General features: G+C 59.6%; 11 protein-coding genes. 10 read left to right on the forward strand and 1 reads right to left on the reverse strand.

Features of this window, described 5'->3' with window-relative positions:
* Nucleotides 1-51 precede the first annotated feature (51 nt).
* Entirely contained in the window at nucleotides 52-1,233 is a 1,182-nt protein-coding gene (gene cas6, locus NW818_RS09295) for a CRISPR-associated endoribonuclease Cas6 (RefSeq protein WP_011432245.1), read from the reverse strand.
* Nucleotides 1,234-1,648: 415 nt separating this feature from the next.
* Between cas6 and cas10 the strand changes: the two genes are divergently transcribed.
* The 10 genes from cas10 to NW818_RS09345 form a co-directional block, all read left to right on the forward strand.
* Nucleotides 1,649-3,964, forward strand: coding sequence for a type III-B CRISPR-associated protein Cas10/Cmr2 (cas10, locus tag NW818_RS09300; RefSeq protein ID WP_414329364.1), 2,316 nt, complete (start codon nucleotides 1,649-1,651; stop codon nucleotides 3,962-3,964).
* Nucleotides 3,964-4,686, forward strand: a complete 723-nt coding sequence (locus NW818_RS09305) for an RAMP superfamily CRISPR-associated protein (protein WP_011432243.1) — start codon at nucleotides 3,964-3,966, stop codon at nucleotides 4,684-4,686. The genes cas10 and NW818_RS09305 overlap by 1 nt, the downstream gene beginning before the upstream one ends.
* Nucleotides 4,686-5,909 carry a CRISPR-associated RAMP protein Csx10 gene (gene csx10 / locus NW818_RS09310; RefSeq protein WP_414424388.1) on the forward strand — a complete coding sequence of 408 codons (1,224 nt, stop codon included), beginning with the start codon at nucleotides 4,686-4,688 and terminating at the stop codon, nucleotides 5,907-5,909. The genes NW818_RS09305 and csx10 overlap by 1 nt, the downstream gene beginning before the upstream one ends.
* Nucleotides 5,906-6,346: a hypothetical protein gene (locus tag NW818_RS09315; protein WP_011432241.1), complete on the forward strand. Its 441-nt coding sequence runs from the start codon at nucleotides 5,906-5,908 to the stop codon at nucleotides 6,344-6,346. The genes csx10 and NW818_RS09315 overlap by 4 nt, the downstream gene beginning before the upstream one ends.
* 3 nt (nucleotides 6,347-6,349) lie before the next feature.
* A complete protein-coding gene (locus tag NW818_RS09320; protein ID WP_414424389.1) occupies nucleotides 6,350-6,997 on the forward strand; it encodes a hypothetical protein in 648 nt (215 codons plus the stop codon).
* 19 nt (nucleotides 6,998-7,016) lie between these two features.
* Nucleotides 7,017-7,868 carry a CRISPR-associated RAMP protein Csx7 gene (csx7, locus tag NW818_RS09325; protein ID WP_011432239.1) on the forward strand — a complete coding sequence of 284 codons (852 nt, stop codon included), beginning with the start codon at nucleotides 7,017-7,019 and terminating at the stop codon, nucleotides 7,866-7,868.
* Nucleotides 7,869-8,034: 166 nt separating this feature from the next.
* Nucleotides 8,035-9,009 (forward strand): RAMP superfamily CRISPR-associated protein, encoded by a 975-nt coding sequence (locus NW818_RS09330; protein WP_414424390.1) that lies wholly within the window; start codon nucleotides 8,035-8,037, stop codon nucleotides 9,007-9,009.
* The gene (locus tag NW818_RS09335) at nucleotides 9,006-9,458 is read left to right on the forward strand and encodes a hypothetical protein (RefSeq protein WP_011432237.1); all 453 of its coding nucleotides are present in this window, start codon (nucleotides 9,006-9,008) and stop codon (nucleotides 9,456-9,458) included. The genes NW818_RS09330 and NW818_RS09335 overlap by 4 nt, the downstream gene beginning before the upstream one ends.
* Before the next feature lie 95 nt (nucleotides 9,459-9,553).
* Entirely contained in the window at nucleotides 9,554-10,540 is a 987-nt protein-coding gene (locus tag NW818_RS09340; RefSeq protein WP_414424391.1) for an RAMP superfamily CRISPR-associated protein, read from the forward strand.
* A 10-nt stretch (nucleotides 10,541-10,550) separates the two neighbouring features.
* On the forward strand, nucleotides 10,551-11,109 hold a 559-nt coding region (locus tag NW818_RS09345; protein ID WP_414424392.1), incomplete at its 3' end, for a hypothetical protein.

Genomic DNA, 11,109 nt, shown 5'->3' on the forward strand with positions numbered 1-11,109 from the left:
CAGGAGAGTTCAGCGTGAATGTATCAGGCTCAACAAAGTACCTCAAGTCATCTAGGGAAGACTGCTCGACGAGTAGTCCTGGGATCCAGACTGGAGAGAGCGGCGGGCCAGCTTGGCATAGGTCTTCACCGTCTCGTAGGGCATCTCCAAATCAGCGGCGATCTGTTGTAAGCTCTCTCCACCTTCGCGGCGGGCCAGGATCGTCGCCCACAGTTGGGCAGTTTTTTCGGCGCGGGATCCCCCTTGTCGTTGCCGCTGGCTGAGAAAGAGGGCGCTCAGCTCCTCGATCCGCTGGGCCACCTGCTCTTCCCGGGAAGGGACAGGGGAGGCGGGTAGCTCTTCGGCCAACCAACCCAGGCGGGTTTGCCCTAGCCCAAAGGGGGTTTTGTGGCCGGTGCCGCAGTAGGGGGCAAGGTGGATCAGGGCTTGGAGCTGCTGCTGCAACAGCTCAGGCGCACGGGAGGAGACAGCCAACTGCACACAGCCGATGAATCCCGTCACGGATCCCTGGCGACCTGCGGTGGTTTTGACCGATTCCAGACGGTGCCGCTGGATGATCACTTCCCCATCCACCCAATCCAGAAAAGGCTCCGCCTCGATGGGCAGACCGGAAAAATCGTTCCAACGGCGCAGATAGCTGTGGAACAGGTTGCGAGGGATCGGCAGCGGCAGATGGTGGCCCCGGTGGCGAAAGCTGGTGGGCGAGACGAAGGAAAGGCTCCAGGAGCGGGGGGAAAGAGGCTGCTCCAACAGTTGACGATAGGTGCGCGGGGGGATCGAGATCTGCCATCCCAGGATCTGCAGCGGGGATCCCCGCAATTCCAGCCAGGTGGGCAGCCGTTGGCACCACCCTCGCAGCCACTCCACCACCGGCGGGTTGAGGCCGGTGATCCACCAGCGGAAGGGGAGATGAGGCGGGATCAGCGGTCGCCCCCCCTGCTCGCGGAACGGCCCCATCAGCCGGGAGAGGGTAAAAGGTTTCTCCGATTCTCCATCGTGCAAATAGGCCGATAGCTGCGGGTCTGTCTCTTGCACCTGGCTCAAGAACCAGGCGTGCAGCCCTTTGGCATAGTGAGGATCCAGCAGGTAAGACCGAGGAGCCTGAACTTCCAAGGTGATCCCCACCAACTCGGATCCCGTCGGCCACTTGCCGTTCGCTTCTCTATCAGCAGATGGCTCTGAGAAACTCAGCATAGGCACAGCCCATTCCCAGTCCACAGCAACAATCAACACAAAACCCAACTTTCCATTGAGAAAATTTTAGAAGGGATCCCTTCTTATTGGGTTTACTCTCGAATTGCCCGTTGTACAGGCAGAAAAAATCTCACAATCTGAAGAAAGCCTTGAAATCGTCTGCAACCCATCGCACTCGATCTATACTGCTAGCAAGCTAGAGGACTGAAAACCATGAGGCGAGAGCGTTTATCGGATATGGCTGAAACAATCGGTAACCTCAATGGCATCTCTCGGCTTGATTCGATTGGTTACCCACCCAACCGGCAAACCCTTTTTTGAAGGGCTTTGGTCTTCCGCGAAGGATTAAAAATCGAGGCCAATTGCCCCCAGCCTTTAGGGATCTGTCCGTCGCAGCCGATGGAAGCCCTGTCCAAGACTTGTCTTCCTTTTTCGCATTTCGCAGGTGCTGCTCATGACCCCTACTTCTGCTCCCTCTCCCGTTCCTGTTGCCTTGGCCTGGTGCCTGGCGTGGGGAGAACAGCGGGATCCCCAGTTTGCCCTGGAGACCTTGCAGCAGATGCGGGCCGCCGTTCGCGCCGACAACGAGGCCGGGATCCCAGAAGAGCTACGGCCCATTTTGGCTCAGGTGCGCCAATTTCAGGAGAGCATGGCGGCGAAGACCTTTCCCAGAACCCCGGCGGAGCTGCAATCCCGCTACCCGGAGCTGTGGCAGCAGACAACCCGCATCGGCTTGGTTTACGGGGGGGCCACCAAGATCAAGAGCTATGTCTTCGAGTCGGCCAAGCTGTCGGAAATCCGCGGGGCCTCCGCTTTGTTGGATCGCATTAACCTGGTGGATCTGCCCGCCTTTTTCGGGGATCCCGAGCAAACCTACCTGGGATGGGAAGGTTTGGGGAAAGAGTCTCAAGCAGAGCTGAGGGCCTATGTGGCCGAGCAGATCCGGCCTTGGCTGCAGCAGCACTACCCGGCTTTGGCGCAAGCCCTGATCCCGGAGCTCATCATCTACTCCACCGGGGGCAATCTCCTGGCCTTTTGCCCGGCGGCCCATGTGGACGATCTCTGTGAGGCCATCGAGCGGCGCTACACCGAAGAAACCCTCACCGCTAACGCCTGCGCCGTGGGATCCGCCTTTCGGCTGCTGGAACTGCGCTACGGCCTGTTGCGGGATCCCATCGAACGCACCCCCTGGCTGGATTGGCTGGCGCAACACAAAACCCATCCCCTGGTGAGAGCCTATTTTGGGGATGGCAGCGAAGCCAGATTTCAAGACCGCAAAAGTTTCAACGAGTTGGTGGGTTACCTGGCCGCCCGCTTCAACCACCGCCGCAACGGCAATCCGGATCCCGGTCGCCCCAGCCGCGCCCATCCCGCCTTTTTTGAAACCCATCCCTACCTGCGCCGCGACAGCACCGACCGTCGCCCTGCCATCGCCAAAGCCGACCTGGTCGATCAGCCCTGGCTCTCGGAAGCCACCGCTCGCAAAGCCCTGGTGGGTCGCCAGGCCAAGCGCATTGAAACAGGCAAGCAAGGGTGGTTCCGCAAGTTCCCCACCTGGGATCCCGGCTTTGTGGAAAGCTGGGTAACGCGATTTGCCCGCTTTCTCAACTCTCCCGCCGGCGAGCCCTACCGGGAGCGCTATTTGCAGCCCCATCAGGGATCTGTCCAGGGGATCGGCGAGGCCCAATCTCTACGGGAAGTGGCCAACGCCAGCCTGGGCAGCCAGGGCTTTGTGGCTTACCTTTACGCCGATGGCAACGACATGGGGGGCTATGTGCAGCAGATCCAAACCCCAGAAGCCTACCGACAATTTAGCCGGGATGTTTCCGAGGCAACGGAAAAAGCCGTTTACCACGCCCTCGCCCAGCACCTGCAGGCCCATCGGCTGCACGGCCTATCCCCAGATCCGGAAACCGGCAGAGACCGCAACGGCGAGTGGATCCACCCCTTCGAGATCCTGACCATCGGCGGAGACGATGTGTTGGTGGTGGTGCCTGCCCACAAAGCCCTGGAAATTGCCGCCACCTTCTGTGAGCAGTTTGAGCAGCTCCTGCTGGACACCTCGGCAACCTATGCAGCTCAATCTTCCGGCAAGGTGCCTCACCGCTACCCGGCGGCAGATCGGAAGCTCTGTCGGCTCTCCGCCTCGGTGGGGGTGCTGATCGCCTCGGAAGACACCCCCATTTACTACGCCGAAAAGCTCACCGAACAACTGTTGAAATCCGCCAAGAGCTACGCGAAAAAGCTGAAGCCCAAAGACAAGGACTGCTCTGTGGCCACCATCGACTTTCTCTCGTTGAAGTCGGTCGCCCTGGTTGTCTCCAGCATCCAGGATTTTCGTCGGGAAGCTCTGGAGATCCGCCAGAACAGCCACACCCTCAAGCTCTACGCCGGCCCCTATACCGTCCCGGAAATCCACGGGTTGCTGAGAACGGTACAAGCCCTGCAGGAGGCCAATTTTCCTCGCTCCCAGCTTTATCAGATTCGCAGCTTCTTGGAAAAAGGCAAACGCACCGCCACCCTCAACTATCTCTATTTCCGCAGCCGCCTGGGCAAAAAGGGGCAGCCGCTGATGGAGGCTTTTGAGCGCACCTGGTGCAAGGCCAAAACCAACGACGGCCACCTTCCCCCCTGGATGTATGTTGAGCCACAGGTATCCTCGTCAACGCCAACCTATGAAACCATCTGGCGGGATCTGGTGGATTTGTACGCCTTTGTGCAAAAACAGCCCCAGGCCGAGGGTCGGCCCGTTCTGGCGGAGGTGGAGTGATGGTGAGACTGGCAGAGCTGCCCCAAGCGGGGCGAACGATCACCTCTATCCCTTTGAGGGCCACCCTCGCCTCTGCCCTGGCGGTGGGAGCTGGCGGCTCCAGCGGCTCCCTGGCGGATAAGCCCCTGCTCAAAGATGCCTTTGGCAGGCTGATCATTCCCGGCTCCCAACTGAAGGGGCGGCTGCGCCACGAGTGCGAGAAACTGGCCCGTGGCCTGGGCTGGGCCATTTGCCGCTCTCCCGACCCAGAGCGCATGTGTCCGCAGCGGGAGGGCAGCGCAGGAAATTTCCACCGCCCCGAATACCAGGTGGAGGGCTACGCCGGATCCCATTGTCTGGTCTGCCAGATATTCGGCAATCCGGCCCTGCCTGCCCGCCTGTGGGTGGAGGATCTCGTCTGCGAGGTGCCGCCAGCAGCTCTGGAACCAACTCTTCGCCCTGGGGTCACCCTCAACCGCCGCCGCCGCACCGCCGAGGATCAGCGGCTCTACCTCATTGAGACCTCTCCCGCGGCTGAGCTGACTTTTTCCGGATCCCTGCAGCTTTTGCCCGATTGCCCTTCCTGGGGCAAAACTCTCCTGTTGGCGGCCCTGCACCACCTGATCGCGCTGGGGGGCAGCAAATCCGCAGGTTTGGGCTGGCTGCACTGGGATCCTGGATCCCTGCAGGCTCTCCAGCCCACCGCAGCCGATTGGGCTTTCTTGGCCCAGGGAGGGAGCTGATGGAAGCCATTCAACTCACCCTAACGGCTCAGTCTCCCTTGGCCATCGGTCGGCAAAAGCCGGGCGGCTCCATCAGCGAGGCCCAGGATTACATTCCCGGCAGCGTGATTCGCGGTGCTCTGGCCGACCTCATGCTCAGCCAAACCCAACATCGCCCTGCCGAGGCGCTGGAAGGAGATTTGGCCGCCCTGTTTACGGCAGCTCGGCCTGCTGTGTTTACCCACGCCTATCCGGGATCCGGCAGCAAGGTCTTGCCGGCCACGGCCTTCAGCTCGAAAAACAATCCCGGCTTCCGCTCAGAGGCGGGCAAAACGGGGGTGTTCGACACGCTCCTGGATCGCTTCTGCTCACAGCGGCTGGGGATCCCCTTTGATCCGGCAGAGCCGGATGGCTCCGGGGGCAGGGTGGAGCCCTTCGGCGGCTTTTACAGCCAGGAGGAGGGATCCCGCTACCGAAGGGTGGCCGTGTCCAAGCGCCTGCTCACGCGGGTGGGGATCAACCGTCGCCGCGCCACTGCTGCCGACCAAATCCTCTACAGCCTAGAGGTGATGAACGAGGGCAAAGCCCGCCCCAATGGGCATCTGGAGCGCTCCCTTTTCAGCGGCTACATCTACCTGCGGGATCCCGAGCTGGCCGAGACCCTCACCCGCTACCTCAACACCCACGCCCGCCGCTTGTCCTTGGGAGGGGGGGTGTCGCGGGGGCTGGGCCGGGTCAGCCTTGCCGCTCGACACCTGAGGACCCCGAAGCCCTCCCTGGCTGAGCGGGTGGCAGCCTTTAACCAAAAGCTGCGGCAGCGCTGGCAACAATGGCAGGTGTTCGGGGATCCCTGGCAGCCCCTTCCGCCGGAGCGGCAGTATTTCTCCATTGGGCTGCAGTCGGGGGCCATTCTCAAAGAGCGCTGGCAACGCACCACCGTGCTCACCCCCCAGATGCTCCAGGAAGAGGCCAACTGCGAAGATGGATCCCTGGCTTTGGAGCTGGCCTTCAGCAGCTACGCCTATGTCTCCGGCTGGAACGCTGCCTGGGGTCTGTTCAAAGATGTAGAATTGGTAACCACGCAGGGCAGCGTCTTTCTGCTGAGCACCACGCAACTGGAGCGTTGGATCCCGATTTTGGCGGAGATGGAATACTGGGGGATTGGCGAACGCACTGCTGAAGGATTCGGCCAAATCGAAGTTTGCAGTCCGTTCCATCATCATTTCTGGGAGAACCCGCTATGACCTTCGCCACCAGCGAGATCACATCGGAACAAGAGCTCAAGATCCAACGGCAAATCCGGCTGGCCGAAGATGATCTGGTCGCCAGAATTCAAGCCGCCTTGGATAACTTCAGAGGTCTCAACAGATTGGAAGAGGCCCAATATCGCAACCTATTGCACGTGGCAGCTTCCACCGAAAGCTCAGAGGTGATCAAGAACTTTTTGCGCTACCAGGTGGGGCGCGGTGACAAGTGGGGGCGGGGCAAAGACTCTTTGGCAGAAGCCATCATCAAAGACATCGACAACTGGATTCATCAAAGGGCTATAGCCATCGCCAGGGAAGCCGGAATTGAAAGAGCATCCCCCAAAGTCAACGAGATCAAAATTGACTTGATTCGGCGCTACCTGGGCTATGGGGCCCGCTACCTCAAGTACAAGCGAGAGGGAGGAGGATCCTAGACCATGACCTACAGCAGTTTTACCCTTGAGAGAGCCATTTCGACCTTTCAGCTCAGGTCAAGAATCATCCATGGCCTGTTTGCAGAGGTTCCACCGACTGAGTGCTCCGATTACTTGAAAACAACCCTAGATCGCTATCTCGGCTTGGCCACCTCGGTCAACAGCGAAAAAGCCCGCTCCGAGTTTATCATCGCCCCTGTGCTGGGAGAGGTGAAGTACCTATGTCGGGATCAAATCTCGCTGTTTTCCGGCAAGGAATTCAACGTGGATCCGGAGAGGGGGTTGGTGGGCCTATGCGACTACATCATTTGCCTATCCCCTCTCCAACTCTACATTCAAGATCCGGTGGTGATTATCGTTGAGGCTAAAAAAGAAGACTTGATCGGGGGTCTGGGCCAGTGCGTTGCCGGTATGGTGGGGGCACAGGTCTTTAACAAGAACTCCAATTCTCAAGTAGACAGTGTCTATGGAGCAGTAACCTCAGGAACCAACTGGCGATTTGCAAAACTCGAGGGTGACCAACTCTTTATCGATGACAGGGAGTACTTTATCTCAGAAATTGCTCAGATCCTAGGGATCCTCTTGAGTTTTATTAAGGGCTCCGTCTCGCTTCGGGAATGGCAAACCTCTGCAGTACAAGCCTTAACTTGAGCAGCCATTTGAGGGAACAATGTTCGACGTTTTCAAAAACCGCTTGGAAATCACCGGCACCCTCACCACCGTGACCGCTCTGCACATCGGGGTGGGCCGCTCCACCGAACCCATCGGCTCGGATTTGCCGGTTCTCAAGGATGCGCTGGGCCGTCCGCTCATTCCCGGCTCCAGTTTGAAGGGGGCGATGCGCTCTCGCCTGGAAAGTTTCTTGCGGGGCATCAACCCAGAGCTGGCCAGGGATCCCGGCGAATTGACCAGCAGCGAGCAATTTCAGATCATCAACCAAATTAAAAATGACTACAAAGGGGACGATGCGGCTCTGACTCAAAAGCTCATTGAGGCCACCGACTGGGTCTCGCAGGTGTTTGGATCCCCTTGGTTGGCCGGCAAGGTGCAGATCCGAGATTTGCCCGTGGTGCCGGAAGCCTGGTTTGGCCAGTACCAAGAGCGGGATGGCGTGGCCATCGATCGGGATACGGAAACGGCGGCAGATGGCAAGCTGTACGACTTGCAAGTGGTGCCTGCCAGCACCCCCTTCCGGTTTCATGCCGTCGTCGAAAATGCCGAGGAATGGGAACTGGGCCTCTTGGCCATTGGCCTGCACCAATTGGAAACGGAACAGATCCCCCTGGGAGGGGGGCGCTCCCGTGGCTTGGGGGTTGTCCGCCTGCAGATCTCGGCAATCTATTGGTTCGACTCGGAAGGGGATCCAAGACGGCTGCTGGCCTACCTTCAAGAGCTGGTGGCCGGATCCCGACAGCCGCTCAGCCCGGAGCAGGCTGCCGCTTTGCGCCAAGACTGGGTGGAAGCCCTGGTTGCCAAATTAACAACGGCCTCTCAACGGCAATCGGTCGGCCCCCGCCGCTAGCCCTATTTCATGTCAGGAGGGATCCCGATGGTCTTCATGGACTCTACAACGGTTGGCGATACGGTCAGCGTTTTCCACCCCTATCGGTTGACAAACTGGACAGACTGCTTGCCGCCCCAAGCCCCTCAACCAAAAGCTCCTGTTCTGGTGTGAAGGATCCCAGGCTATGCACAAACGCTACGTTAACCATTGCACCCTCTGCCTCACCCTCAAGCCCGATGGCCCTGTTCTCATCAAGGCGGGCAAAGAAGGGGCTGACCCGACGAAGCCGGATATGGAGTTCGTCGAAACCTATCACGGCGGCGGGCGAACGGTCTATTTTCCCGGCAGCTCCCTCAAAGGGGCAATTCGCGCCCATGCGGAGCGCATCGTCCGAACGGTGGGCAGCGACAGACGTCCTGAGGGGGGAGGCTTCAAACTCTGGGCCAGCGATCCCCTCGACCAAAAGGCCAATCAATGGCTGGAAAAAATTGAAGAGCCCCACCAGGTTTACGCCCTTTCTTCCTTTACGGATCAGATGTTCGGCAACACAGCCATCGCCAGCCGGGTCCGCATCGAAGATGCCTATCCCAAGCCGGGAACCCCTCTGCGCCTGGAGGAACGTAATGGGGTGGCCATCGACCGCGTCTTCGGCTCAGTGGAGGTGGGGCCGTTCAGCTATCAAGTGTGCGTAGAGGGATCCTTTCAAACCAAGATCCACCTGAAAAACTTTACCCTGGCCCAACTGGGTCTGCTGGGACTGGCGTTGCGGGATCTGGATGAAGGCTGGTTTGGCATCGGCTTTGCCAAGTCCCGCGGCATGGGCACCGTTCGGGTTGAGTACGAGTGGGCGGTGGTGGACTATCCGGGCTGCCTGGTGGATGAGGCGAACAAGCAGATTCGACTGCTGGGATCCCCCCTGACCTGGCCACAGGGATCCCTGTTGGGGGCGGGCGAATTTTTAACCCCCGAAGAGGCAGGCAAATACGGCTTCCCCAAACCCGATTGCCAAGCGGTGCCGGTGGGAGCGGAGCCAATGCCTTTGGGATTTGGGGCGCGGCTGACCTGGGATCAGACGTCTGAGGCCAAGGTGGAACATCTGCTCGCCACCGCCGTAAACAGTTGGGCCAAACTCCTGCAAGCGGAGGCCAAAGCCGTATGAAACCAGCCTACGTCGCCTCCCTCAAGATTCAAGATGGGGCAGAGTCCTCGCTTTCCCAAGTGCTCTCGGCTTGTTTTTCCACTTCTGAAAAAACCTACTCCTTTCTGCGCTGGCCCCATCGAGTCAGCGGCATTCAGGTGGGGATCCCGGCGGATCCCGTCTGTCCAGAGGGGCAAGTTTTCTCCCAACAAGGGGAACTGCGCTGGAAAAGCACCCCCCACGGCTGGGATCTGCTGTATCTGGGGATCCAAGCTCCCCCGGACTCCTTTATCCCTCTGCCGGGAGAGTGGCGGTGGGAGGATCACGCAGCCGACCTGTACGGATCCCAAAATCGAGAAACCCGCTTTCCCAAGCCCCTCAGCCATCCCCAAGATCTCAAGGTGGGCCAGCGCTACTTCCGAGATGAGCGAACTGCCCGCGTTCACTTTATTGCCCTGATTCCGAGGTGACCATGACCCCCCAAGGCCCTCGCCCATTGCCCAACCAGGCTGCCTCTGCAAGATCCTCTGCCGGCAACAGCAGTCGAGGTGGAGGTAACCCAACCGTGTCTCCCAAACCCTATGAGCTGATCCCGTTTCCCACCCAGCCCCCCAAGCTGGAGCGGCCCGCCGGCCACGCCAAGTTCCACGCCGATAAGCTGCACGGCACCCTCTTCCTCACCCTAACGGTGCAGACTGCCGTCCACATCTCCACCGGCCACTTGGCCTTGGGCAGCGATGTCGGGGTGAAAGGGATCCCGGTGCTCAAAACCATGACCACCACTCCCAACGGAAGGCTTAAAATCCAGGGCAGCTCCCTCAAGGGGGCCATCCGGGCCATGTACGAGGCGATCACCAACAGCACCCTTGCGGTGATGACGAGCCGGTACAAAAATCAGATCCCCCCGGAGCGGCACCCCTGCCGCAACAAGGAGCAGCTTTGTCCGGCCAGCCGCGTTTTCGGTGCCCTGAACTGGCAGGGATTGGTGGAGTTCAGGGATGCCATTGCCACCAGTGCCGGATCCGGCGGCGGATCCCTGCCCCCCCTGTACCGTCCACGCCCGGATCAGTGCAAAGCTTATTTTCAGAAGGAAAACGGCAGAGTCATCGGGCGCAAGTTCTACTACACCCACAGAAACGCGTTGCAGGACAGTTCAAGGGGAACGCCCACCCAGCAAGCGATACAAAACACAGTTTTCAAAACCCAAATCCACTTCAAAAACCTCACCCCTGCCGAGCTGGGCACCTTGCTCACGGTTTTGGGGCAGGATCCCAACCATCCCATGCTGCTGAAGGTGGGGGGCGGTAAGCCCGTGGGCCTGGGATCCCTGCAGGTCACCCTCGACAAGATCGAGCGGCCCGGCAACCTAAAAGATCGCTACAGCCGCTACGATCCCCCAGAAGCCGATACCCTGGAAGGAAAACGCCTCCAAGCCTTTGTGCAAGAGCAAATTCAAGCTGCCCAGGGCTACATCTTGCCCGAACAACTCAAGCGATTGGCCGCCATCCTGAGTCCCACTGCTCTGCGCGAGCCGCCCACCGGAGTGTACTGAGGGTTCCCCCATGCTGTCAGACACTGTCGATCTCAGCCCCCAATCTTGGGATCTCGCCCACGGCATCGCCATGACCTTGGCCAAAGAAAGGGTGGATGTCAACGAGTTGAGCAAGTGCATCGCCTATCTGCGCTCGGTTGCCCATCACCCTGACGCGGGATCCCGCTTTTTCCGATTCACCGGCGAGCTGGTGCGGGAAACTGGCCTATGCCGTACCCAACAAACCAGAAGATACTATCAGCTTATTGACGAAACCTGCAAAAGGTACTTGCAACCTCTGCAAGACAGGCCGGCGGAGATGCTGCAGATCCTGGGCTGGGCAGCCCGGCTGGCTTGCTACTACAAGGATGGAGGGATCCCCATTGGCGAGATTTCACCACCTCAGGGATCCCAACCCAACGACAACTCCGGTTGCAAGGACTCCGTTCCCCAAGGGGCGGGAAACAAATCCCAGGACGACAGACAACAACAAAACCATCAACACCAACAAGACCAGGCCCAGCATCAGGCCCGCAAAGCCCGCTTCCAGACCGGGCAAAAGCTGAAGGCCACCATCACCAACATCAAGG

The sequence above is a fragment of the Synechococcus sp. R6-5 genome (genome assembly GCF_047461775.1).
GTDB lineage: Bacteria > Cyanobacteriota > Cyanobacteriia > Thermostichales > Thermostichaceae > Thermostichus.